This is a genomic window from Niameybacter massiliensis (assembly GCF_001282685.1).
Lineage (GTDB): Bacteria > Bacillota > Clostridia > Lachnospirales > Cellulosilyticaceae > Holtiella > Holtiella tumoricola.
Window position 1 is genome coordinate 2028234 of record NZ_LN875035.1, and the last position, 24423, is coordinate 2052656.

Annotated in this window: 24 protein-coding genes; 1 reads left to right on the forward strand and 23 read right to left on the reverse strand. The window is 34.4% G+C overall.

The features are described from left to right. Position 1 precedes the first annotated feature (1 nt). The 18 genes from BN2390_RS15040 to dprA form a co-directional block, all read right to left on the reverse strand. The gene (locus BN2390_RS15040) at positions 2 to 916 is read right to left on the reverse strand and encodes a MurR/RpiR family transcriptional regulator (protein ID WP_330373802.1); all 915 of its coding nucleotides are present in this window, start codon (positions 914 to 916) and stop codon (positions 2 to 4) included. A gap of 145 nt (positions 917 to 1061) precedes the next feature. After that, positions 1062 to 2474, reverse strand: a complete 1413-nt coding sequence (locus BN2390_RS15045) for an oxaloacetate decarboxylase subunit alpha (protein WP_053985135.1) — start codon at positions 2472 to 2474, stop codon at positions 1062 to 1064. Between the two features lie 18 nt (positions 2475 to 2492). Then, positions 2493 to 3614, reverse strand: a complete 1122-nt coding sequence (locus BN2390_RS15050) for a sodium ion-translocating decarboxylase subunit beta (RefSeq protein ID WP_334291895.1) — start codon at positions 3612 to 3614, stop codon at positions 2493 to 2495. An 80-nt stretch (positions 3615 to 3694) separates the two neighbouring features. Further along, positions 3695 to 4078, reverse strand: coding sequence for a biotin/lipoyl-containing protein (locus BN2390_RS15055; protein ID WP_053985137.1), 384 nt, complete (start codon positions 4076 to 4078; stop codon positions 3695 to 3697). A 21-nt stretch (positions 4079 to 4099) separates the two neighbouring features. Next, positions 4100 to 4432, reverse strand: coding sequence for an OadG family protein (locus BN2390_RS15060; protein ID WP_053985138.1), 333 nt, complete (start codon positions 4430 to 4432; stop codon positions 4100 to 4102). Positions 4433 to 4446: 14 nt separating this feature from the next. Beyond that, positions 4447 to 5958 (reverse strand): acyl-CoA carboxylase subunit beta, encoded by a 1512-nt coding sequence (locus BN2390_RS15065; protein WP_053985139.1) that lies wholly within the window; start codon positions 5956 to 5958, stop codon positions 4447 to 4449. Between the two features lie 148 nt (positions 5959 to 6106). After that, complete coding sequence (locus BN2390_RS15070) at positions 6107 to 6673, reverse strand: tRNA 5-(aminomethyl)-2-thiouridylate-methyltransferase MnmM (RefSeq protein ID WP_053985140.1); 567 nt, start codon at positions 6671 to 6673, stop codon at positions 6107 to 6109. A gap of 1 nt (position 6674) precedes the next feature. Beyond that, positions 6675 to 7385 (reverse strand): pseudouridine synthase, encoded by a 711-nt coding sequence (locus tag BN2390_RS15075; protein WP_053985141.1) that lies wholly within the window; start codon positions 7383 to 7385, stop codon positions 6675 to 6677. 92 nt (positions 7386 to 7477) lie between these two features. After that, positions 7478 to 8623: a D-alanyl-D-alanine carboxypeptidase family protein gene (locus BN2390_RS15080; RefSeq protein ID WP_053985142.1), complete on the reverse strand. Its 1146-nt coding sequence runs from the start codon at positions 8621 to 8623 to the stop codon at positions 7478 to 7480. A 91-nt stretch (positions 8624 to 8714) separates the two neighbouring features. Continuing rightward, positions 8715 to 9350: an SMC-Scp complex subunit ScpB gene (gene scpB, locus BN2390_RS15085; RefSeq protein ID WP_082238808.1), complete on the reverse strand. Its 636-nt coding sequence runs from the start codon at positions 9348 to 9350 to the stop codon at positions 8715 to 8717. Beyond that, positions 9337 to 10098 carry a segregation and condensation protein A gene (locus BN2390_RS15090; RefSeq protein ID WP_053985143.1) on the reverse strand — a complete coding sequence of 254 codons (762 nt, stop codon included), beginning with the start codon at positions 10096 to 10098 and terminating at the stop codon, positions 9337 to 9339. Before BN2390_RS15090 ends, scpB begins: the two co-directional genes overlap by 14 nt. Before the next feature lie 124 nt (positions 10099 to 10222). Then, a complete protein-coding gene (locus BN2390_RS15095) occupies positions 10223 to 11407 on the reverse strand; it encodes a D-alanyl-D-alanine carboxypeptidase family protein (RefSeq protein ID WP_053985144.1) in 1185 nt (394 codons plus the stop codon). Positions 11408 to 11882: 475 nt separating this feature from the next. Then, entirely contained in the window at positions 11883 to 13187 is a 1305-nt protein-coding gene (locus BN2390_RS15100) for a pyrimidine-nucleoside phosphorylase (protein ID WP_053985145.1), read from the reverse strand. Between the two features lie 15 nt (positions 13188 to 13202). Beyond that, positions 13203 to 14372 (reverse strand): phosphopentomutase, encoded by a 1170-nt coding sequence (locus tag BN2390_RS15105; protein ID WP_330373803.1) that lies wholly within the window; start codon positions 14370 to 14372, stop codon positions 13203 to 13205. Positions 14373 to 14482: 110 nt separating this feature from the next. Beyond that, the gene (gene xerD, locus BN2390_RS15110) at positions 14483 to 15325 is read right to left on the reverse strand and encodes a site-specific tyrosine recombinase XerD (RefSeq protein ID WP_053985147.1); all 843 of its coding nucleotides are present in this window, start codon (positions 15323 to 15325) and stop codon (positions 14483 to 14485) included. A 364-nt stretch (positions 15326 to 15689) separates the two neighbouring features. After that, positions 15690 to 16448, reverse strand: a complete 759-nt coding sequence (gene codY / locus BN2390_RS15115) for a GTP-sensing pleiotropic transcriptional regulator CodY (protein WP_053985148.1) — start codon at positions 16446 to 16448, stop codon at positions 15690 to 15692. Positions 16449 to 16649: 201 nt separating this feature from the next. Beyond that, the gene (gene topA / locus BN2390_RS15120) at positions 16650 to 18755 is read right to left on the reverse strand and encodes a type I DNA topoisomerase (RefSeq protein WP_053985149.1); all 2106 of its coding nucleotides are present in this window, start codon (positions 18753 to 18755) and stop codon (positions 16650 to 16652) included. 17 nt (positions 18756 to 18772) lie between these two features. Then, positions 18773 to 19882: a DNA-processing protein DprA gene (gene dprA / locus BN2390_RS15125; protein WP_053985150.1), complete on the reverse strand. Its 1110-nt coding sequence runs from the start codon at positions 19880 to 19882 to the stop codon at positions 18773 to 18775. A gap of 103 nt (positions 19883 to 19985) precedes the next feature. On the opposite strand from dprA, the gene BN2390_RS15130 reads away from it, so the two are divergent. Next, positions 19986 to 21503 carry a YifB family Mg chelatase-like AAA ATPase gene (locus tag BN2390_RS15130; protein WP_053985151.1) on the forward strand — a complete coding sequence of 506 codons (1518 nt, stop codon included), beginning with the start codon at positions 19986 to 19988 and terminating at the stop codon, positions 21501 to 21503. A gap of 59 nt (positions 21504 to 21562) precedes the next feature. Here the strand turns inward: BN2390_RS15130 and BN2390_RS15135 are convergent, their stop codons facing one another. From BN2390_RS15135 to sigE, 5 genes are all read right to left on the reverse strand, one after another. Next, the gene (locus BN2390_RS15135) at positions 21563 to 21835 is read right to left on the reverse strand and encodes a late competence development ComFB family protein (RefSeq protein WP_053985152.1); all 273 of its coding nucleotides are present in this window, start codon (positions 21833 to 21835) and stop codon (positions 21563 to 21565) included. Positions 21836 to 22006: 171 nt separating this feature from the next. Beyond that, a complete protein-coding gene (gene nrdR / locus BN2390_RS15140) occupies positions 22007 to 22468 on the reverse strand; it encodes a transcriptional regulator NrdR (RefSeq protein ID WP_053985153.1) in 462 nt (153 codons plus the stop codon). Between the two features lie 57 nt (positions 22469 to 22525). Continuing rightward, positions 22526 to 22786, reverse strand: a complete 261-nt coding sequence (locus tag BN2390_RS15145; protein WP_053985154.1) for a YlmC/YmxH family sporulation protein — start codon at positions 22784 to 22786, stop codon at positions 22526 to 22528. Positions 22787 to 22809: 23 nt separating this feature from the next. Then, on the reverse strand, positions 22810 to 23583 hold the full coding sequence (gene sigG / locus BN2390_RS15150) for an RNA polymerase sporulation sigma factor SigG (protein ID WP_053985155.1): 774 nt from the start codon (positions 23581 to 23583) through the stop codon (positions 22810 to 22812). 83 nt (positions 23584 to 23666) lie between these two features. After that, positions 23667 to 24416, reverse strand: a complete 750-nt coding sequence (sigE, locus tag BN2390_RS15155) for an RNA polymerase sporulation sigma factor SigE (RefSeq protein WP_053985156.1) — start codon at positions 24414 to 24416, stop codon at positions 23667 to 23669. Positions 24417 to 24423: the final 7 nt, after the last annotated feature.

Here is a 24423-nt window from a genome sequence, read left to right on the forward strand (position 1 = left end):
TTTAATCGCATTTTTCCTTAACTGTTGTTGGGGTCGTATAATGTGGTGTATTCACTTCCCTTGTATCATCATAAACTTCATATTCCATCCAAACTGTTTCAAGATTATCTAAGTTGGTTGAAATTTCATCTTTCATACGTAAGCTGACTGCAACAATAATTGCATTAATGATACTAAGTGGTGCTACAAGTGAGTCTACAAAAGATACCATCTCACTACGTCCAATTAAAGTATGCTCTGCGTATTGTGCAATCGGTGAAATATAACTATCTGTAATCGCAATGATACCAGCCTGTCTTGAGCGTGCATATTCTAATGCTTTGAGAATACGTTTTGAATATCTAGGGAAACTAATACCAATAATGACATCGTTTTCACTAATATGATGTAAAAGCTCAAAGATCTCACTAATACTATTTGTATTAATCACTTTAACCCTTGGGAAAATAATATTGAAGTAAAATCCTAGGAAACTTGCAAGACCTGCACAGCTTCTTACCCCTAAGATATAAATCGTGTCTGCTGCTAGTATCTTATCAATTGCCATATCAAAAGTTTCTTCATCTATTTGTTCAATGGTATATGCAATTTTTTCTTGATCTGTTTGAAGTACACTTTTCAGAACGTGATTCACATCAATACGATCTGTAGTAACTTCTAATCTTTGCATCGCAGTTAATTTGCTCTTTACAAGCTCTTCTAATGCGTCTTGGAACTTAGGGTACCCGTCATATCCTAATTCGTTTGCAAAACGTACAACTGTTGACTCACTTACCCCCACTATTGTTCCTAGTTTTGCCGCTGTCAAAAACACTGCTTTTTCGTAGTGTTCTAAAATATAATTAGCGATGAGTTTCTGCCCTTTGCTGAGTTTAGGCATACTTTTCTTAATGCGATGAATTAAATCATTATTCATATTCATTTCCTTTCAAATACCTTCTTTATCTTTTATCTAGTATCATTATATATTATATTTTACTTTTTACAACGATATTTTATGAATTAACGCATAAAAAGACTACAGGATAGGTATTCCTGTAGTCTTTTTGGCATTTTACTACTTACACTGGATAAGCTTTGTTCTTTTTGTCCGCAATTGTTGGGTCAACTTTCTTCCCCTGTGCTTCACGATACTTAAAGAAGTCCATTGCAACTTGTGGGAATAGAGCATAAGAAAGGATATCTTCATCTTGTTGTTTATAAATAGCCATTTCTTTTTCAAGTTTATCAAGTTCTGGAGTGAGTAAGTCAGCAGGTCTACAAGTAATTGGCGTTTCATCACCGATAATTTTTTTAACAATTTCTTCTTTGATTGGTACTGGTGTACAACCATACTCCCCACGTACAATCCCTTTAGATTCTTTAGAAACCATTTTGTAACGTTCGCCTGCAAGTACGTTTAGTACAGCTTGTGTTCCTACAATTTGGCTTGTTGGTGTTACAAGTGGTAAGTAACCAAAGTCTGCACGTACTTTTGGAATTTCTTGTAATACTTCATAGTATTTATCTTCTGCATGTTGTTGTTTTAATTGAGATACTAAGTTAGAAAGCATACCACCTGGTACTTGGTAACGAAGTGTATTAATATCTACAGCTAATACTTTTGTATTCATAAGACCGCTTGCAAGTGCTTCTTCACGCATTGGTCTAAAGTACTCAGTGATTTCACTTAATGCTTCTGTATTAATACCTGTATCATATGGTGTACCTTTAAATGTTTCAACTAAAACTTCTGTAGCTGGTTGAGATGTACCCATAGCAAGTGGTGACATAGCTGTATCAATAATATCACATCCTGCTTCAACTGCTTTTAGGTAAGTCATTGAAGCAACCCCACTTGTATAGTGTGTATGAAGTTGAATAGGAAGATTTGTATTTGCTTTTAAAGCTTTTACTAAACGTTCTGCTTCATAAGGTACTAAAAGCCCAGCCATATCTTTAATACAGATAGAATGTGCACCGATATTTTCAATATTTTTAGCCAGTTTAATATAGTATTCCAAAGTATGTACATCACTTAATGTATAAGAAATCGCAACTTGAGCATGACCATTTTCTTTATGTGTAGCCTTTACTGCTGTTTCTAAGTTTCTCATATCATTTAAAGCATCAAAGATACGGATAATATCAATACCATTTGCAATACTTTTTTGTACAAAGTATTCTACTACGTCATCTGCATAATGACGATAACCTAAAATATTTTGTCCTCTAAAAAGCATTTGAAGCTTTGTATTTTTAACTTCTTTACGAATTTTACGAAGTCTTTCCCATGGGTCTTCATTTAAGAAGCGAAGGCAAGCATCAAATGTTGCGCCGCCCCATACTTCCATTGCATGGAAACCAATTTGGTCCATTTTAGAAGCAATTGGTAAAATCTCTTCAGTTGTCATACGTGTTGCAATAAGTGATTGATGCGCATCACGTAAGGTTGTATCCATTATTTTAACAGGTCTTGCAATATTCTCTGACATGTAAATGTGCCTCCCTTATTAACCGTAAATTGATAGTAGTACACCCGCTGCAATCGCTGATCCAATAACCCCTGCAACATTTGGACCCATTGCATGCATAAGTAAGAAGTTTGTTGGGCATTCTTCTTGACCCGTTTTTTGAACAACACGTGCAGCCATTGGTACAGCTGATACCCCTGCAGCACCAATAAGTGGATTAATTTTCTTACCACTTGCATAGTACATAATCTTACCAAAGAGTACGCCACCTGTTGTTCCCACGATAAATGCAAATAAACCTAAACATAAAATACCAAGTGTATTCATGTTAAGGAACTTCTCTGCACTTGTTGAAGCACCAACTGAAAGTCCTAATAAAATAGTAATAATAGACATCATTGCATTACTTGCTACATCCGCTAAACGATTTGTAGAAGCAACTTCTTTTAATAAGTTACCAAACATAAGCATACCTACTAAAGTGCCTGCTGATGGTAAAATAAGAGATACAACGATTGTAACAACAATTGGGAACACAATTTTTTCTATTTTAGAAACGGGACGGAGTTGTTCCATCTTGATCATACGTTGTTCTTTAGTTGTAAACAATCTCATAATTGGTGGTTGAATAAGTGGTACAAGCGCCATATATGAATAAGCAGATACTGCAATTGCTCCAAGTAAGTGTGGTGCAAGCTTTGTTGCTACGAAGATAGATGTAGGACCATCTGCGCCACCGATAATACCAATTGATGCAGCTTCTGGACCTGTGAATCCAAGTAAAAGTGCACCTAAGAAAGCTACGAAAATACCAAGTTGGGCTGCAGCACCTAAAAGTAAGCTTTTAGGATTGGCAATAAGTGGACCAAAGTCTGTCATCGCACCTACACCAATGAAAATAAGTGGTGGGAAGATTCCTAACTCTTTACCCATACCTATGTAGTATAAAAGTCCACCTGGTTCTAATTTACCTGTTACCTCATTCATTGCATCATGTGCTGTAATGCCCACGCCTGGTAAGTTAACAAGTAACATCCCAAATGCAATAGGTACAAGTAAAAGTGGTTCAAAGCCTTTTGCAATGGCTAAGTAAAGTAATACACAGGCAATAATAATCATGGCTGCATATTTCCAGTCCATTTGCGCAATACCCGAACTCATGCAGAATTCTTTGACCGCGTCTACGAAGACATTCAATATATTCATTTTTGTTTCCCCCTCTATAGCGTTAGGTCAAAAGATTAGTTAATAGAAACAATCACATCGTTTGCTTCTACCATAGCACCTGAAGATACATTTACAGATGCAATAGTACCTGATGCAGATGCAAAAACTTCATTTTCCATTTTCATAGCTTCTAAAATAGCAACAAGATCACCTTCTTTAATAACTTGACCTACTTTAACTTTTACATCTACGATTTTACCTGGCATTGGCGCAACAACTTTATTTTGACCTGTTGCCGCTGGAACTGCTGGTGTCACAGGTGCCGCTGCTTTTGGCATTGCTACTGGTGCCACTGGTCTTTGAGCTACTGGCGCTGCTGATGTGCTTACACCTGCACCTAATTCTTCAACTTCTACCTCGTATGTATTCCCATTAACTGTTACTTGAAATTTTCTCATTTTTGAACCCTCCCTATTTTCTTATGCTCTATGTCTGTTAATTTGTCTTAATGAACGAACTTGTAACTGATCTGCTGTTGTACCAAGACTTGCTGCAATAGCTGCTGTAATCACAGCAACAAGTTCAAGCTCTGAAGTTTCATCTACTGCTTCTACAACAGGTACTTCTTCTTGTACTACTGTAACTGCTACTTCTTTATTAGTATCCTTCTTACTCTCAATTGTTGCAACGATCATACCTGTTACTTTGATTAAAGCAATTAATATAAGAAGCACTACGAATACCATTGACACACCGATTAAGAAAACACTTAATCCATCTACCATGGCACCAAAATTCAAACTAAATTCCATTTGGCTCACCTACCTTATACTGTTGGGTGCTTTTTAAGTGTACTTGCCACTTGTTTTGTATAAAGCACTTCAAGGGCAGCAATAACGCGTTTTCTTGTTGCAGCTGGTTCAATAATATCATCAATGTAGCCATGTGCAGCTACTGCATAAACACTACTATGAGTTGCTTCAAATTCAGCAATTTTTTCATTCATTACTGCTACTTTATCTGTAGCTTGTTCAAGTTCTTCCCCATACATGATTTTAACAGCACTTTCACTATTCATTGTAGAAACTTCAGCTGTTGGCCATGCATAAACATAGTCCGCACCTAAATGTTTACTATTCATGAGGGTGTATGCCATTCCATAAGCTTCTTTTAAGATGACATTGACTTTAGGTACAGTGGCATTTGCAAAAGCAAAAGCTAATTTACTAGCTGCCTTAATAATACCCGATTTTTCTGTTTCAACTGTGGATTCAATACGTTCAATTTGAGAGAGGGTTACTAGTGGAATATTGAATGCATCACAGAAATTTACAAACTGAGTTATTTTTTCTATTGCTTGAAGATCAACAGTTTTTTCTGTATTTGCAATCATACCAACTGTTACACCATTCATTCTTGCAAACGCTGTTAAAGCTTTTGCACCGTATTCTTTACTTACTTCTACATATGTACAGTCATCTACAATTGAAGTTACAATGTCTTTGGCATTTGCTACTTCAAAGTCAAATTGATTAAGTGCTTCGTCTACACGATTTAAATCATCCACACATTGATAACAAGGTGCTTCATCGTCACTATTTGCAGGTAAGTAACTCATAAGGTTACGTACTTCTTCAATTAACACCTGTTCATCAGCTTGGCCAAAATGTGCAAGTCCGCTTTGACTTAAATGTACATTTGATGCTGCTACTGTATCAAACGATGCTTTTTTATCTTCAAGGGTATTAGGACTATTTAAGTACATCTGTCCATTTTTAGTTGAGATAAATGTAAAGTCAGATAATCCTGTTATAAAGGAAACACCACCTGCACAATCTCCGCATACTACTGAGATTTGTGGAATAAGCCCTGAAGCTTCTGACATTTTACCAAAAATCATTCCATACCCATTTAGTGCTTCAATACTTTCTTCTAGGCGAAGTCCTACTGTATCAATAAAGCCTACAACAGGTGCACCCATTTTGATTGCATCATCATATGTTTTAACAATCTTTTTCGCATGCATTTCCCCTATTGATCCACCTAATACAGCTGGATCTTGGCTATATACATAAACAAGATTGCCTTCGATTGTACCATAGCCACATACTACACCGTCTGCTGGTGCTTGTACTTTTTCCCCTTTACAAGCTGTGGTTTTACTTGTAATGAAAGCACCAATTTCAACGAAACTATTTTCGTCAAGTAAATGTGTAATTCTGTCTCTAGCAGTTAGTTTACCTTTATCTAAAACTGCCTTTTTAGCTGCTTCATCATAACCATTTTGAATGGCTGATTTGTGAGCTTCCAGTTCAGATAATTTTTGTAATGTGCTCATCTGATACCCTCCAATTAGTAAAAAAATTTGAAAAACTAAGTATAAAGATTGCCAATTACAGTATACTAAACAAAAATATAATATACAATATATTTTTATATTATATATTATATTTTGTGACATTTAACTCGACTTTTCAAACAAATCGTTATTTTTTTCTCAAAATTAAGAAACAATTAGGACAAGGCTTTTTTACATTCATTACATTCAAATGTAAAATAGAAAATTCCCTAACATGATAACTTTGCAAAAAGGTTTCAATATGTTCATGTTCATTACGGCCTTCCTCATGCCCTGGATAAGTCATAACAGCTAAAAGGCCACCATCTGATAGTTTGTCCATTACCTTTTGTAAGGCTTCTAAAGTGGTTTCTGTATGAGTCACAACACCCTTATCTGCTCCAGGCAAATACCCTAAATTAAATACGGCTAAATCAATTTCGCCTTCTATATACTGCTCTAAATGATGATGAGAATCTAAAATAAGATGTACTTCCTTTGTAGAACTAACTATTTTCTCTCTACTATTATCTAAGGCTTGCTGCTGTATATCAAAGCCATAAAGGGTTGAAACCTGTTCTTGACTATGCAAAAACTCTAGGTCATAACCATTACCTAGAGTTCCGTCCATTGCTGTTAAATTTTGTTTCCCCCACATTTTGAGGTGTTGTTCAATAAGAAGATGTAAGTTATTGGTCATATTACGACTGAGCATTTTATTCACCTAATCCTTTTAAATAATTAACCTCTTGTCTGGTCAGTGGTCTATAAGATCCTGATTCTAAATCGCCAAGTTCAAGTGATCCCATAGATACACGTGTTAAACGTAGGACATCATAACCTACTGCTGCACACATTTTTCTAACTTGTCTATTACGACCTTCATGTATAGTTAAACTGAAAGTTGTTGTTGCACCATTTTGTCGAATAACTTTTGTTTTTGCTGGTGCTGTTAAATAACCATCAATGACTACACCTTGTTGAAGCTTTTGAAGTGTTGATGGACGTATATCACCTTTTACTTTAACAACATAAGTTTTATCTACATGGTGTTTTGGATGTGTGAGGGCATAAGTAAGCTCTCCATCGTTTGTTAAGATAAGAAGTCCTGTTGTATTATAGTCAAGACGTCCTACTGGAAAAATACGATAAGGAATGTTTTTTACTAAGTCTAAAACTGTTGGACGATCTTTTTCATCTGCTACAGATGTAATATAACCTGTTGGTTTATTAAGTAAGTAATATACTAATTGTTCTTCTTCTTGTACAGGCTGATTTTCAAAGAGGACTTCATCCCCTTCCTCTACTTGTACGCCTTGTTCAGTTACAACTTGTCCATTTACTTTTACTTTACCTTCTGCAATATACTGCTCACATTTTCTTCTTGATCCAACGCCACATTGGGCTAAATATTTTTGTAGTCGCATAAATCTACCCTTTCTTTTGTTACCTACTATTTTGTCTGTATTGTATGTCTATGTTATTAGGGTTGTTGCCTATTTATTCTGTGTTTATACCTTTATTTATCTTCTATATTGAAAAACTTCTTGATTTTATCCATCAAAGTAGCCTTCGCTATACTGCGATTTGCTAAAAGCTCTGTTTTTTCAATAATAGTATTGCCACATACCACTTCTAATTTACCTATCACTTGATTTTCTACAATAGGTGCTTCTATTTCATTTGGAAGTGTTTTTTTGATTTCCACACTTGCTTTTTCTTCTGCTGATAATGGCAAAATAATATCTTCTTTTGGATGCACTTCAATTTGTTCTTCTTTTCCTTCTATAACAGGAACAACACCGTAGTTCTCACCATCTTCAATAACTTGATACTTTTTATAGTTATCAAAACCATAATTCATTAATTTGATCACATCTGTATACTTACGTGATTTACCTTTATCATTCCAACCTGCCCCCAGTGCAACACCAATAAGCTCCATACCATCTTTTTTAACGGCACCTACAAAACAGTGACCTGCTTTGTTTGTAAATCCTGTTTTAACACCTTCTGCACCTTGGTATTGACTTAAAAAGCGATTTTTATTTCTAAGTTGATGAGGTTTGCTTCCTTCAACTGTTTCTGTTGGAATGCTTTTTTCAGGTGTTGTAATAATCTCAACAAATTTTGGATTTTCTAAGGCATATGCTGCAATAAGGGCCATATCATAAGCTGTTGCATGATGATTAGGACCATCTAAACCGTTAGGTGTTTCAAAACAAGTATCTTCAGCACCTAATTCTTTTGCTTTTTCGGTCATCATTTCACAAAAGCCTTCTACACTTCCGCCTACATGTTCTGCTACAGCTATAGCTGTATCGTTATGTGATTCTAACATAAGTGAATAAAGTAAGTCACCTAGTTTTTGTTTTTCACCTGTTTGAAGGTTTAATTTTACTTTAGGCGCACGTGCCGCACGGCTAGATACTGTCACAATCTCATCTAATTTACCTGATTCAATGGCTACAATACAAGTCATAATCTTTGTTGTACTCGCCATAGGAAGTGGTTCATGTGCATTTTGTTCATATAAAATACGCTTACTATCTTTCTCTATTAAAACAGATCCTTTTGAATAGATTGTTCCTGGACCTTCACTCGCATAAACACATTGTGTCATTAAAAGTGTTAACGCAACGATACTTTTAAGTCGTTTTTTCATTCTAATCGTCTCCTCAAAACCAATGTATATTCTATGATTCAGCATACCTCATACTATTCCATTTTATACATTTTAATAGGTTTATTAGAGCTTATTCTTTATCGTTTGCATCTGTTTCCTCACTATTTTCTAGCTCATTCTTTAATTGTTCATTGGCTGTTTCTTCAGAAATATAATTCATTTCTTCCTCTATTTCTTTTTTAAAACGCTCAATTAACTCTTCCTTCACTTTAGGAAGTTCTTCAATGTTTTTAAAGCCGAAGTGACGTAAGAAGCTGGTTGTGGTACCAAACAAAATAGGACGTCCAATAACATTGAGCCTTCCTACTTCTTCAATCAAATCATATTCTAAAAGTTTACTAACAGCGTGCTCACATCTTACACCACGAATATCCTCAATTTGTGCCTTTGTAATCGGCTGAGAATAGGCCACAATTGCCAATGTTTCAAGCAAGGCTTGGGTAAGTAGCTTCTTCACTGGCTTTTGCTTGTAGCGTTGAATATAACCAATATTTCGTGGTACTGTACACATTTGATAACCATTGTCTACTTCTATGATTTCAATGCCACTTCCTGTCTTTTCATACCATTCATTTAGCCTGTAAATTGCCATATGAATGGTAATTTCTTCTGCTTCACAAATTTCTGAGAGCTTGCCACTTGGCACACTATCACCTACATAAAAAAGAATGGATTCTAATGCACTCTCAAGTTCAGTCTTTTGCATCTTCTTTCACTCCTGTAATAATAATATCTGCCAAAGGCTTTTCCTGTACAATTCGAATTTGTTTTTTATGTACTAATTCTAAGATGGACATAAAAGTTACAATACGTTCTACTTTTGGCATACTTACTGTACACAACTCAAAAAAAGATACTCTTCCATTTAACTCTAATAAGTTTAAAATGTAGAGTGCTTTCTGCTCAATTGTATAGGTATCCTTTTTTAATATAGAAGAATCAATTTTCTTAGATTTTTGATGCACCAAAATTTGCTTTTGCTTCATTAAGTTCTGAAAAGCTTCATAAAGTTGCTCAAGGGTAACATCAATTAAGATATCTTCTGTAGTTGGTACGGGTACTTCTATCTTATCGTTACTTTCATGATTTCTAAAACAGAAATCTGAAGAACCATTTTGGCGTTCATCTAATTCATGAGAAACGTACTTAATCTTTTTGTATTCTAATAGCTTTCTAATTAATTCTTCCCTAGGGTCTTCTTCGTTAACCTCTTCATTTTTAGGAGGCTTAGGTAAAAGCATTTTAGATTTAATATAGAGTAAAGTTGCCGCCATCACGATAAATTCACTCATTTGTTCTAATTCAAGTGTATTTGAACTTTCTATATAAGCTAAATACTGGTCTGTAATAGAAGAAATTTCTATATCACAAATACTCATTTTGTTCTTTTCGAGCAAATAAAGGAGTAAGTCCAGAGGACCTTCAAAATCTTCTAATTTAAATGTTACACTCATTCATTTTCTCCTTACTGACAACAATCTATTAACAGTTTAAGCTATTTCGACACCATATTGCAAGATAAACTATAAAAAAGGTAGAGACCTTTTGTTTAGTCTCTACCTTCTAAGGCATATTTATCTAGCTTAATCTGAAATAACGCATCGCCATATAAGGGAGCATATCATTAAATTTAGCTTTACCCACATCAAAAGCTGCTACAAGAGGTGCTTCACCCACCACTTCACCATCTAAGCTATAAACAATGGTTCCAAGCTTTTGATTTTTATAGACTGGTGCGATGACATTTTCATCATCATATTTGATTTCATATGAAAATTCTTTTTCTGTACGATCTTTTGGCACGACAAAGGCCATAGAGTTTTCTATTGTAAGCTCTACTGCTTTCATATCACCTTTTTTAACTTTCATACTACCAAGTACTTCACCTACTTCTGGGCCCTTTTTAACTTTGTAGTTTGCAAAACCAAAATCTAAAAGTTGTGCTGCTTCACGGAATCTAATTTTACCATCTTGAGACCCCATAACAACAGCGATTAAGTTCATATCATCACGATTTGCTGTTGCACTTACACAGTGTTTGGCTTGTGGTGTATAACCTGTTTTAAGACCAGTAAGACCATTATACCATTTAATCATTTTATTTGTATTTGTAAGACCAAATTCTGTATCACCTTTACGTGTATGGTGTGTAATGGTGTCCATCCATGTTGTAAGTGTTTTAGAAATCTCTGGGAATTTGCTAATAAGTTCTCTAGACATAAGTGCAACATCATGAGCAGAAGAAACATGTCCATCTACATGTAAACCACAAGCATTTTTAAATGTTGTATGTTCCATACCAAGTTCTTTTGCACGTGCATTCATCATATCTACAAACTGGCTTTCACTTCCACCAATATACTCTGCCATTGCAACAGCAGCATCATTTGCAGATGCAATACATATTGCTTTGACAAGGTCACGTACAGGTTGTTGTTCGCCTTCTTCCATGAAGATTTGAGAACCACCCATACCAGCAGCATGGCTACTTACTGTTACAGGGTCATCCCAATTAATTTTCCCTGCTGCTACTGCTTCATGAATGAGTAAAAGCGTCATAACTTTTGTAATACTAGCAGGTGGAATTTCATCATCCATATTTTTTTCTAGCAAAATTTTGCCACTACTTGCTTCCATAAGTACATAACTTCTAGCTGTTTCAGCCATACCAGCTCCAGTTGCTGCTGGTTCTGCATATACGCTAAATACGCTAGCAAGGGATGTAAGAAGTAGTATGGTAGCAATGATTTTTTTTCTTAACATCTTTCTACCTCCTTACAATTTATTTCTATTATTTGTTATTTACGTCAAAATATACTATGTATTGTAAGAAATTAGTCTACATTTATAAAATAAATATTTTCCCCCTTTCACTTTTGCTTAAATGGATTAAGAATGTGTAAACTCCTATTCAGTTAGAACACGTGAAAACTCGCTATCACTCACACACTCGCATAAACCCTTCCTTCATATTCGTTAACACATTCTAAGTCCATTCTGGAAAAAATCTACATGGAGATCACCTACCCATCACCGTACTTTTCTACTCAGTTAGGTAAGTTTTCACTTCCAGTAGTACACCGTGGTGAAGAGATAGAAGTAAATGTTTCTTCTTAGAAGGCAAAACCTTCAAGCATGTGATAAGATCACCTACACGCCCTTACACCTAACCAAGTATTTAATTGATTAAAGGGTATACAAAAAGAGAGAAGATTTTACTCTTCTCTCTGCTTGTATCCTAACGGATAGTTGTATAAATAAGTTGTGGTTTTTCCACTTTATCTTGACTGAATTTATAAGCTTCATAGATGTAACGCATTGCGCCTTCTGTATTAGATTGGTCACTGTAGTAAAGTGTTGCTAGTGAATCACCAGCTTCTACTTGATCACCAATCTTCTTATGCATAATAAGGCCTACACCTAAGTCAATAACACTTTCCTTATTTTCTCTACCTGCACCAAGTACTAAAGCCGCTTTTCCAATAAGCTCTGTTTCAATACTTTCTACAAAACCTGCTTGTTTTGCCACAACTTCCATGTCTTTTGAAGCTGATGGTAAAAGGCTATAATCACGTACTGAATCTGGATTGCCTCCTTGTGAGGCTACCCATTCACAAAGTTTATCCATGGCTTTACCTGAAGCAATAAGTTCTTCTGCAAGTTGAATACCTTCTTCTAATGTTTCAACACGATGTGCTAAAAGGAACATATTTGCTGCAAAAGTCACTGTTAAAAGTGTTAAGTCTTCTGGTCCTTCACCTTTTAATGTTTCAATGGCTTCAATAACTTCTAGGCTATTACCAATGGCGTTACCTAAAGGTTGGTTCATATCTGTTACAATACCAATTGTATCACGACCTACTGCTTTACCAATACGCACCATCGTATCTGCAAGTAATTTAGCATCATCTAGTGTTTTCATAAAGGCACCACTTCCACATTTTACATCCAGTACGATTGCATTAGAACCTGCAGCAATTTTCTTAGACATAATAGATGCCGCAATTAAAGATACATTGTCCACAGTTGCTGTTACGTCGCGAAGAGCATAGATTTTTTTATCAGCTGGTGCTAAGTTACCAGTCTGTCCTACAACTGCAACACCATGTTTATTCACATTATTAATAAAGTCATCTAGACCGAGTTCTACTTTGAAACCTGGGAAAGATTCTAATTTATCTACCGTTCCACCTGTATGTCCAAGACCTCTACCTGACATTTTGGCAACTGGTACACCTGCTGCTGCAACTAAAGGTGCAAGTACAATCGTTGTTGTATCACCTACACCACCTGTACTATGTTTATCCACTTTAATACCAGAGATAGCTGATAAATCTAGCATTTGCCCACTTTTAGCCATGCATTCTGTTAAGTGAGCAGTTTCATCATCGTTCATACCTTGGAAGTAAATGGCCATTAAAAGGGCTGACATTTGATAGTCTGGTATGCTTCCATCTGTATAGCCTGTTACAACAAACTGAATTTCTTCATGGTTTAAAGTACCACCTAATTTTTTCTTTTCAATAATGTCATAAATTCTCATGGAATCCTCCCCCTCTTATTTAGATAGTTGTGAATAGAAACTTTCACCAATTTTAAGTGGTTGTAATCCAAAGATTTCGCATACTGTTTGACCAATATCTGCAAAACTATTACGTGTTCCTAAATCACGACCTTCTTTAAGTTGTTTGCTATAAGCAAGTAATGGAACATATTCTCTTGTATGGTCTGTTCCTGGGGTTGTTGGGTCACAGCCATGATCAGCTGTAATGATTAGAAGGTCATCTTCTTTCATTGCAGCCATGATTTCTGGTAAGTAACGGTCAAATTCTTCTAAGCCTTTACCATAGTTTTCCCAATCATTACGATGGCCCCACTTCATATCAAAGTCAACTAAATTTGTAAAGATAAGTCCATGACTATCTTTTTTGATTAAATCAATCGTTTGTTTAATCCCATCTTCGTTTGATTTGGTATGTGTTGCATAAGTTACACCTTGACCTGCAAAAATATCTTCTATTTTACCAACTGCGATTACATCTAAACCTTTTTCTTTAGCATAAACAAGTAAGTTGTCTGCTGGTGGTGTCACTGCATAGTCGTGACGGTTAGGTGTACGTGTAAAGTTGCCTGGTGTTCCTAAAAACGGTCTTGCAATAACACGAGATACTTCGTGCTCACCTTTTAATAGGTTTCTAGCGATTTCACACATTTCATATAATTTTTCAAGTGGAATAATTTCTTCATGTGCAGCAATTTGGAATACACTATCTGCTGATGTATAAACAATAGGATATCCTGTTTTCATATGTTCTTCACCAAGTTCATCTAAAATCGCTGTTCCCGATGCTGTACAGTTTCCAAGTGTTTTAGTACCAATAGCTGCTTCAAAAGCATCCATAATTTCTTTTGGGAAACCATTTGGGTAAGTTGGGAACGGTACTTCAGTATGAATACCAACCATTTCCCAGTGTCCTGTTGTTGTATCTTTTCCTTTTGAAAGTTCACCAAGTCTTGCATAAGTCCCAATAGGTTGATCAGCCTTATCGAGTTCTTGCATCCCTTCAATATTACCAAGTCCTAATTTTGTAAGGTTTGGTAAGCTAAGACCTTTATTCATATTATAAACATGACCAAGTGTATTTGTATCCACGTCACCATATAAATGGGCATCTGGCATAGCACCCATTCCAACACTATCTAAGACAATCCAAATAACTCTGTTCACGTCAATCACATCCTTATCCATATATTTCAATTATTTGGTTATAGTCGTATTGTATACCAAATAACAAAAAAATAACAGGGTTTTATCCCTGTTATTTTCTATTTTATAGTTTATTTAGCTATATGAGTATAAACTTGTGTTGTTGAAATATCCGAATGCCCTAACATTTGTTGAACGGATTTTAAATTTGCCCCATGTTGAATAAGGTGTGCTGCAAATGAATGCCTCAGCATATGTGGTGTAATTTCTGCTTCAATATGTGCATTCTTTGCATAGGTTTTTAATATTTTCCAGAAGCCTTGACGCGTTAATGGTAATCCATTGCAATTAACGAAAAGTGCTTCTTCATGCTGATCGCGAATCATAGCATATCGTACATCTGTTAAATAATTTTTCAATGCAGTAATGGCTGGTTTGCCAATTGGTATACAGCGTTCTTTATTTTGATCCCTACAAATAATATACCCTTGATTGAGGTTAATATCAGTCACCTTTAATGTAATGAGTTCTGTCACTCTTATCCCCGTTGCATAAAGGAGTTCTAGCATGGCTTTATCACGTATTCCTTTAATATCTGTTGTATGTGGTTCATTTAGTAATACAGATATATCATTTTCAGATAAAATTTTCGGCACCTTTTTTGTTATTTTTGGCATTTCAATAGCAACTGCTGGATTTTCATAAGCTTTACCTTCTTTAATGAGATAGAAAAAGAATGCTCGAATAGAAGCTAAGGTTCTTGAAATAGTAGATGAAGATTTATTCAAACTTCTCATATAATCTAAGTATGTTTGAATCCATTCACAACTAATTTCATTCACTTGATCAATTTGATGTTCACTTAAAAATTTAAAAAAATATTTTAAGTCACGCTCATAAGATTGAATGGTATTGACAGATGAATGTTTAACATCATTCAAATAGGATAAGAACAAAGCTAATTCATTTTGCATAAATGTGACCCCCCCTTGTCTATAATATTATTTATATATAGTATAAATATAAATTATTATGTATACAGTAATTATATCTAAAATGATTTTTTTTGTCTAGTAAAATTCATTTTTTTTATAAATTACGCATTATATTTATAAATCTCTATAGGATTTATAGTATTTATAACAATGTGCAATAAATACTTTTATTCAACCTAACTAATTATTCAGAAATTTATAGTCCTGTATTCAAGAAATTGCATAAAGTTTTTTCTACCTCTAAAACTTAAAAGTATAAGTATTAAAGTTATTCTTTTGCAAACTTTTTAAACAATAAAAAAGAGTCTAAGGCTAAATGCCTAAGACTCTTAATCATTTTATATTATTTTTTAAGCTTGTTTAATTCTTCAATTAAAGCATCATTTAATACTTTAATGTATGTTCCCTTCATACCAAGAGAACGTGATTCGATTACACCAGCACTTTCAAACTTGCGAAGTGCATTAACGATAACTGAACGTGTAATACCAACTTTATCAGCAATTTTACTTGCGATAAGTAAACCTTCTGTTCCATCAAGTTTTTCAAAGATGTGGAAGATTGCTTCAAGCTCTGAGTATGATAATGTACCAATTGCAGATTTAACAACTGCGATTTTACGAGCTTCTTCATCTGTTTCATCTTTAAGAGATGTAAGCATTTCAACAGCTACGATTGTTGCACCATATTCAGCAAGAATCATATCTTCTGTTGCATAGCTTCCTTGATTTTTTTGTTTGTAAAGTACGAATGTACCAAGTCTTTGTCCACCTGCTACGATTGGTACAACACACCCAATGTAATTTCCGCTATTTGCACTATCTGCAAAAATAGTTTCCATAGAAATGTTATCTCTTACGTCCATCATAGAGATAAGTTGGTCATTAATTGCATAACCGATATATTGTTCTTCATTAACAATGTCATTTGCAAATAGGTTATGAATACCTAACACCTTGCTTTTATTGCTAATTACTAATACGTTTGATTGAACTACATCACTGATTACTTCGCAAATATCTGAGAAGATTACGCGATCTGATCCTACACGTTGTAATAATCTATTCACTTTGCGCATTTTTTGTAGTAATTCCATTGACATAAATATTCCTCCTTAATAGTTTCTACCGTTAGTATGTTCGAAAAATTTAAACACTATACACTTTATACATTTATCTCCACTAAAAAGACAAAGTTGAATATTCAACTTTGTCCCCCCAAAAAATCATCATTTACACATAAATCATAATATCATAAATAAAAAGAAAACTCAACCCTTTCTTTTACAAAGAATTACATAAGTTTACATTTTTTCTTGTGCATTTTGTTCATTTGTCACTTGTTGACCTTTTTTTCCATAATTACAAGTGTTATTTCGACAAACTACGTGTTTATTTTTGGCTGAACCTTTTTCAATGAGTACATCACCACATACTGGACACTTATCTCCTGTCGGACGTTGCCAAGACATAAAATCACAATTATCAGAATTGTTCTCACACCCATAATAGGTACGGCCTTTTTTCGTTTTCTTAAGGATAACTTCTCCTCCACAAAGAGGACATTTTACGCCAACTTCTTCATACCATGGTTTTGTAAAATTACATTCTGGGAAATTCGGGCACCCTAAGAACTTACCATACTTTCCATAACGTACAACCATATGTGCACCACATTTATCACAAGGAATATCTGTCACTTCTGTTAAATCAATATTTTCTATTTCTGCTTCTGCTTTTAAAACAGTTTTTGCAAAGTTTGGATAGAAGGCTTTTATGATTTCTTTCCATTGTACATTTCCAGATGCAATCTCATCTAATATTTTTTCAAGTTGTGCTGTGAACTCAACATCTACAATTTCATCAAAATGAGAAAGCATAATATTATTTACGACTTCACCAAGTTCAGTTGGATAAAGTACCTTATTTTCTTTTGTTAAGTAGCCTCTTGCAAGCAGAGTGGTAATAGTTGGTGCATAGGTACTTGGACGACCTACCCCATTCTCTTCTAACGTTTTTACAAGACTCGCTTCTGAGTAACGTGCTGGTGGTTGTGTAAAGTGTTGATTAGGTGTGAGTGTAATGCATTCTAATTGATCACCTACATTCACTTTAATCGTAGTAACCTTACCGCTTTGCTCATTTTCAAGTGCATATGCTTTTAAATAACCATCAAAAAGTTGTACAGAGTAAGTTGCTTTAAAAGTATATTCACCATTTTTAATATTAATTGCATGTGATTCATAACGTGCTGGTGTCATCTGACTTCCCACAAATCTACTCCAAATCATTTGATACAGACGATATTGGTCACGGCTTAAATATTCTTTAATTTCTTGTGGCTCATACGTAATATAAGTTGGACGAATTGCCTCATGGGCATCTTGAATCTTAGCTGCTTTAACTTGCTTCTTTGCTGTTCCGTCTTGTACGTACTCTTTACCAAATTTAGATGTAATGTACTCTACTGCTTGTTCTTTAGCTGTTTCTGAAATTCTTACGGAGTCTGTACGGATATAAGTAACAATACCGACTTCCTTCTTACCTATTTTAACCCCTTCATAAAGCTGTTGGGCAATATTCATAGTTTTTTGTGTTGAAAATCCTAAGTGTTTTGCAGCATCTTGTTGCATTGTACTTGTTGTAAAAGGTAATACTGGATTTTTAACACGTTCTGATACTTTTGTTGAAATAACTTCAAAAGGTTGATTCATACAAGCATCCACAATTTTTTGGGCTTCTTGTTCATTTTTGATATCAGCTTTTTTATCACCTATTTTATCAAGTTTTGCTTCAAAACCTTTAGTTTTCCCTTGTTTAAATAAAGATTCTATCGACCAATATTCTTGTTCAATAAACTCTTGAATTTCCTTTTCTCGGTCACAGAGCAGACGTAATGTAACAGATTGAACACGTCCTGCACTTAGACCTTTACGGATTTTCTTCCATAATATCGGGCTAATTTTATACCCTACTAAACGGTCTAGCACCCTTCTAGCTTGTTGTGCATCTACTAGGTCCATATTTACTTCACGTGGATGTTTAATTGCTTCCTTTACAGCTTGTTCTGTAATTTCGTTAAAAGTAATACGGTAAACTTTTTTTCCTTCTAATTTTAAGGCATGATATAGATGCCATGAAATCGCTTCCCCTTCTCTATCGGGGTCAGTTGCGAGATAAATACATTTTGCAGCTTTAGCTTCTTTACGTAATTTTTGGAGTAAGTCCCCTTTACCACGAATGGTAATATACTTTGGATCAAAGTTATTTTCTACATCAATACCAAGTTGGCTCTTAGGTAAATCTCTAACATGTCCAATAGAAGCTTCTACTTTATAAGTTTTCCCTAGGAATTTACTTATTGTATTTACTTTGGCAGCTGACTCCACAATAACCAAGTTATTTGCCATAATAACCTCCTAATACTCTAATTCAAACGAACATATCGCCTACCAGGTAGACGCATAATAATTCCTTTTATCTCTAATTTTAATAAGATTTTTTCTATCGTTATTTCTGTCATATTCATTTGATTTGCAATATTTACTAATTCTTTAGGTTGCCAACTTAAGTAATCATATACCATTATTTCAACTTTATCAAGTATTTGTGTAGGAATCTTTACACAATTATTTGTAAAATTGGTCATATGAATCGATATTTGAGGCATAATTTCCTGTACAATATCACTCCCACAAGTGACCAATTTCGCACCTGATTGAATAAGTCTATGACTGCCTTTACTCAGTGCACTGTTAAAATTCCCAGGCACTGCAAAAACTTCTCTATTTTGCTCTAAAGCTAAACGTGCAGTGATCAAAGACCCACTTCTTTCAGAAGCTTCTACTACGATCGTACCTAACGTCATTCCACTAATAATGCGATTCCTCTTAGGAAATTGATATGCCCTTGGTTCTGTCGGGGGTACAAATTCTGATACGACACATCCTGTATGCAAAATATCTTGATATAACTTATAGTTTTGCTTAGGATAACAGATATCTACGCTAGTGCCTAAGACTGCTAGTGTCTCTCCTATTTTTAAAGCACCTTTATGTGCTGCTTCATCAATACCTCTTGCCATACCACTTACTACTAAGAAACCTGCTTTAGTCAATTCATATCCAAGTTCTATAGCTGCTTGATAACCATATTCTGAACATTTTCTTGAACCCACAATTGCAAGTGCTGGTTTATTGATAAAAGTATTTCCTTTCCAAAATAGAACAAAGGGTGGGTCAACAATCTCTTTTAGATAAATAGGATACTCACTTTCATCTATACCTATGACATGAATTTCTTGTTCTTGTATACTTGTATAGAGTTGTATAACAGTTTTATGATTTTCCTTAGTTGCTTCTATCATGTGTATATTTTCTAAATCTATGCCTAATTCTATATAAATGTTACTATCTGCTTCAAAAAAATTTTTACAACTACCTGTTTCTTGCCACCATTTATATTTGATCTTTTCACTTATTGGTAGTAGATGAAACCATAGGCAATACATCAAAACTTCATTCATTCTATTTTCCATTCAAAAAACTCCTTTAATAAATCTCTAAAAATATGATAAAGATGATTAAAACTCTAAATTTTGGGTTAAAGCTTTAATAGTAATTTTTAGAAAGGATACCCTTATGTTTTGCAAATTAATCAGTTATTGTTTAAATGGTTTAGAATCTGTACAGATGGGAGTAGAAGTTGATCTATGTGACGGGCTCCCTTCTTTTGATATTGTCGGTCTACCTGATAGTGCCGTTCGGGAATCTAAAGAACGTGTTAAAAGCGCTATTAAGAATAGTGGTTATGAATTCCCCATTAAACGCATTACCATAAATTTAGCTCCTGCTGATATTAGAAAAGAAGGAAGTCTTTACGACCTTCCCATTGCTCTTGGAATTTTAGGGTGTATGGGTATCATTGATCCCCTTCATTTTGAAAACAAAATCTTTTTAGGCGAACTTGCTCTAGATGGCACTCTAAGACATGTAAGCAGTGCTATTCCTATTGTTTATGGCAAGGCTCATACACTTCCTTATATTCTCCCCTTTGAAAACGCCTCTGAACTTCAAATTGCTAAACACCAGACTCTACTTTATTTTCATACTTTAAAAGAAGTCGTCGATTATTTATCTAGAAATATACTTCCTACCCAACCACTTCCTAGTTCTCAACTTTCTCCATCTCATTCCTCACTTGATTTCTCACTAGACTTCTCTGATGTACATGGACAAGAAAATGTTAAAAGAGGCTTAATGATCGCTGCTGCTGGTCATCATAACACACTACTTATCGGTCCTCCTGGCTGTGGCAAAACAATGATGGCTAAACGTCTTCCAACAATCTTACCACCTCTTACTGAATCTGAACAAATTGAACTCACTAAAATTTATAGTTTAGCTTCCTATTTGGACGTATCTCTTCCTATTATAAAGCGTCCTTTTAGAGCACCTCATCATACAGTTACTCTAGCCGGCCTTGCAGGTGGAGGCAGGCACCCAAAACCTGGAGAATTAAGCCTTGCCCATTTAGGCGTACTCTTCTTAGACGAACTCCTTGAATTTAATAAAAAGACTTTAGAAACTTTACGACAACCACTAGAGGATGGTTGTATTACTTTAGCACGCTCTAATGATCACATGACTTTCCCTGCTCATTTTCTCTTTATTGCAGCTACAAACCCTTGTCCATGTGGTTATTACCCTGATACAACAAGATGCCATTGTGATGTTCCTACTATTAGACGCTATCTAAGTAAATTGTCTGGCCCTCTCTTAGACCGTATTGATTTACATTTAGAAATACAACCTGTCTCTTTCTTATCGCTAAAAAAAGGTTCTTGTCTTTCTTCATCCCAAATTCGTGAGTCCGTAAAGCAAGCCCAGGCACGCCAAGAAGAACGTTATAAAGGTGAATCCTTTACTTCTAATCACCAAATCCCTACTCATCTTCTTAGTAAATACTGTCCGCTTGATTCTGATGCAGAGCGTCTTTTAGACCACTGGTTTCAATCCGTAGGTGCAAGCGCTAGAAGCTATGCTAGAATTCTGCGTATAGCTCGAACTATTAGTGATTTAGAAGATAAAGCACTAATTGACGAAGATGTTATGTGTGAAGCCATTGGTTATAGACTACTTGATCGCAAGTTTTATTAAATTCCTTCTATATAAATAGGGAACTATTTCATTAATGAAATAGTTCCCTATCAATCACCTTATTTATCATGTCTTACATCTCTTGATACCTTTTCAACACCTTTTGTAATTGCTGCAATCACGTCAATTTCCATTTGTGAACTTAGTAAATGACTTTTAGCGATAACTTCACCCTTTTTTGTTGATCCATAATAAGTCGGTAAACTATTTAAAGCAATAGCAGCAATATCCCTTTTACAATAATCACATTTACATATATCTTTATATTCATCTAATACACTATTTAATATTAACTCTACAATATCTTCCGTATAATTTTTTATCCCTTCCATTAGTTCTCCTTATATTATGTATTTAACAACTACCTTCTTAGTATACTAAGAATGACTTAGCATATTTTTTATATTAACCATTACATGATATAACATATTAGATAATAATGCAAATCCTCCCTAATTAGACACAAATAAAAAGAGCTATGCATTAAGATGCAATAACTCTTTTTATTTGTGCTTTTTCTTTTTAATATTTTCAAGTTCTACTATAAATTCATCAATATCTCTAAACTTCTTATAGACTGAAGCAAATCTAATATAAGAAACTTCATCTACTTGCTTAAGATACTCCATAGCAATTTCACCTATTTCAGATGAACTTATTTCTTTTCGTTCAGATGCATAGATTTGGTTTTCGATTTCACTTACCATTGCTTCTATTTGCTCTAAACTAATATGACGCTTATTGCAGGAACGTAAAATACCCTTGAGTAGTTTATCACGGTCAAAAGTTTCTCTTGTTTGGTTAGATTTAATCACCATAATAGGCATACTTTCAATCTTTTCATACGTGGTAAATCTACGCTCACATTTTTCACACTGTCTTCTTCTTCTTATTGACTTATTGTCCTCAGTAGGTCTTGAATTAAGTACTTTAGACATAGCATATCCACAAAAAGGACACTTCATAGGTTATCCTCCTACACATGTATTATACTTTAACATAACATATGTATCTTATTAAAGTCAATATTCATCTGACTTAATTGGCATGCTACCCTGAAGTTCAACCAGTATAATATCTTCTCCGATTTTCTTAATATTTTCCCAAGGAATTAAATATTCTGTTTCTCGTCCAAATAAGCCCATTACTTTTCCTGGTCCAGGTACCACTAATTTTTTAACCTGTCCTGTTGTCCAGTCAATCTCTACGTCACAGATATAACCTAATCTTGCTCCATCTAACGTATTAATAATTTCTTTGTGCTTCATATCACCTATACGCATTCGCTAATTCCCCCTCTACTCTTTTATATATATTTCTTCATATGTTTAAGTGCTGTTTTTTCAAGTCGAGAAACCTGTGCTTGAGAAATACCAATTTCATCAGCAACTTCCATCTGAGTTTTTCCTGCAAAGAAACGTAAAGTTAAAATATGTTTTTCTCTATTATTAAGACGTTTCATTGCTTCTTTTAAAGAAATATTTTCGAGCCAAATATCATCTTGACTCTTCTCGTCACTTACTTGATCCATAATATAAAGGGCATCACTTTCATCATGATATACAGGTTCAAACAAAGAAATAGGATCTTGTATTGCATCTAATGCAAATACAACATCTTCTTTTGGTATACCAAGTTCTGCAGCAATCTCTTGTATATTTGGTTCTTTTGCATTTTGTTTTGTAAGTCTTTCTTTTGCCTGTAAAGCTTTATAAGCCGTATCTCTTAATGAACGACTAACGCGAATAGAGTTGTTATCTCTTAAATAACGTCTGATTTCCCCTATAATCATAGGTACTGCATACGTGGAAAATTTAACATTTTGTGTAACATCAAAGTTATCAATTGCTTTAATGAGCCCAATACAACCGACCTGGAAGAGGTCGTCAACATGCTCTCCCCTGTTGTTAAAACGTTGAATCACACTGAGTACTAGTCTTAAATTTCCGTAAATATACTCTTCCCTAGCGTGTAAATCACCTTCTTCAATGAGTTTAAAAAGGATTTCTTTCTTTTCATTGGAAAGGATGGGTAATTTTGCTGTGTTTACACCACAGATTTCTACTTTATTAATAGCCATGCAGATTCCTCCTAGTCATACCATTAAGTATTACATAAGCATATAAATAAGCATTTCCATCCCATATTATTTTATTCATCCAATTAACTCATTCTAGTTATTTCCTTTTTTAATCTGGATATAATCTTCTTTTCTAATCTTGATATATAAGATTGAGAAATTCCCAGTAAATCAGCAACTTCTTTCTGTGTCTTTTCTTTACCTTGAGTATTAAATCCAAATCTAAGTTCAACAATTTCACGTTCTCTAGAGGATAACTTCTCTAGTGCCTGCTTTAAAAGCGCCTTATCTACTTCATCTTCAATATTACGATAAATAATATCTGATTCCGTTCCCAGAATATCTGATAACAGCAGTTCATTTCCATCCCAATCTACATTAAGCGGTTCATCAATAGAAATTTCTATTTTTAATTTATTGGTACGACGTAAATACATTAAAATTTCATTTTCAATACACCTTGATGCATAAGTTGCTAACTTAATTTTCTTTTCAGGATTGAAAGTATTAATTGCTTTAATAAGACCAATAGTTCCTATAGATATTAAATCTTCCATACCAATACCTGTATTTTCAAATTTTCTAGCTATGTATACAACAAGTCTTAAATTTCTTTCTATGAGTACATTTTTAACATGCCCTAAAGTTTTTAAATCATCTTTGTATTTAGTAATACACATTACTAAGGATTCTTCTTCTTCTTTTGTAAGAGGTGGTGGTAAAACTTCACTTCCTCCAATATAGTGAACAGGTTGTTTTCTACTTATTATAAACCGTCCAATTATCTTATTTATCCAACCTTTACATTTTGTTAAAAACTTATTCCAAATCATTTTCTGC

What these genes read in the sequence shown, in the direction of transcription:
- topA (WP_053985149.1), bottom strand. Translation starts at nt 18,755, where the DNA reads ATGGCAAATAACTTGGTTATTGTGGAGTCAGCTGCCAAAGTAAATACA.
- BN2390_RS15050 (WP_334291895.1), bottom strand. Translation starts at nt 3,614, where the DNA reads ATGAGTTCGGGTATTGCGCAAATGGACTGGAAATATGCAGCCATGATT.
- BN2390_RS15100 (WP_053985145.1), bottom strand. Translation starts at nt 13,187, where the DNA reads ATGAGAATTTATGACATTATTGAAAAGAAAAAATTAGGTGGTACTTTA.
- BN2390_RS15130 (WP_053985151.1), top strand. Translation starts at nt 19,986, where the DNA reads ATGTTTTGCAAATTAATCAGTTATTGTTTAAATGGTTTAGAATCTGTA.
- BN2390_RS15090 (WP_053985143.1), bottom strand. Translation starts at nt 10,098, where the DNA reads ATGAGTGTAACATTTAAATTAGAAGATTTTGAAGGTCCTCTGGACTTA.
- BN2390_RS15045 (WP_053985135.1), bottom strand. Translation starts at nt 2,474, where the DNA reads ATGTCAGAGAATATTGCAAGACCTGTTAAAATAATGGATACAACCTTA.
- codY (WP_053985148.1), bottom strand. Translation starts at nt 16,448, where the DNA reads ATGTCAATGGAATTACTACAAAAAATGCGCAAAGTGAATAGATTATTA.
- BN2390_RS15080 (WP_053985142.1), bottom strand. Translation starts at nt 8,623, where the DNA reads ATGAAAAAACGACTTAAAAGTATCGTTGCGTTAACACTTTTAATGACA.
- BN2390_RS15040 (WP_330373802.1), bottom strand. Translation starts at nt 916, where the DNA reads ATGAATAATGATTTAATTCATCGCATTAAGAAAAGTATGCCTAAACTC.
- BN2390_RS15070 (WP_053985140.1), bottom strand. Translation starts at nt 6,673, where the DNA reads ATGCTCAGTCGTAATATGACCAATAACTTACATCTTCTTATTGAACAA.
- xerD (WP_053985147.1), bottom strand. Translation starts at nt 15,325, where the DNA reads ATGCAAAATGAATTAGCTTTGTTCTTATCCTATTTGAATGATGTTAAA.
- dprA (WP_053985150.1), bottom strand. Translation starts at nt 19,882, where the DNA reads ATGGAAAATAGAATGAATGAAGTTTTGATGTATTGCCTATGGTTTCAT.
- sigE (WP_053985156.1), bottom strand. Translation starts at nt 24,416, where the DNA reads ATGATTTGGAATAAGTTTTTAACAAAATGTAAAGGTTGGATAAATAAG.
- BN2390_RS15055 (WP_053985137.1), bottom strand. Translation starts at nt 4,078, where the DNA reads ATGAGAAAATTTCAAGTAACAGTTAATGGGAATACATACGAGGTAGAA.
- nrdR (WP_053985153.1), bottom strand. Translation starts at nt 22,468, where the DNA reads ATGAAGTGTCCTTTTTGTGGATATGCTATGTCTAAAGTACTTAATTCA.
- BN2390_RS15060 (WP_053985138.1), bottom strand. Translation starts at nt 4,432, where the DNA reads ATGGAATTTAGTTTGAATTTTGGTGCCATGGTAGATGGATTAAGTGTT.
- BN2390_RS15135 (WP_053985152.1), bottom strand. Translation starts at nt 21,835, where the DNA reads ATGGAAGGGATAAAAAATTATACGGAAGATATTGTAGAGTTAATATTA.
- BN2390_RS15145 (WP_053985154.1), bottom strand. Translation starts at nt 22,786, where the DNA reads ATGCGTATAGGTGATATGAAGCACAAAGAAATTATTAATACGTTAGAT.
- BN2390_RS15075 (WP_053985141.1), bottom strand. Translation starts at nt 7,385, where the DNA reads ATGCGACTACAAAAATATTTAGCCCAATGTGGCGTTGGATCAAGAAGA.
- BN2390_RS15065 (WP_053985139.1), bottom strand. Translation starts at nt 5,958, where the DNA reads ATGAGCACATTACAAAAATTATCTGAACTGGAAGCTCACAAATCAGCC.
- BN2390_RS15095 (WP_053985144.1), bottom strand. Translation starts at nt 11,407, where the DNA reads ATGTTAAGAAAAAAAATCATTGCTACCATACTACTTCTTACATCCCTT.
- scpB (WP_082238808.1), bottom strand. Translation starts at nt 9,350, where the DNA reads ATGCAAAAGACTGAACTTGAGAGTGCATTAGAATCCATTCTTTTTTAT.
- sigG (WP_053985155.1), bottom strand. Translation starts at nt 23,583, where the DNA reads ATGGCTATTAATAAAGTAGAAATCTGTGGTGTAAACACAGCAAAATTA.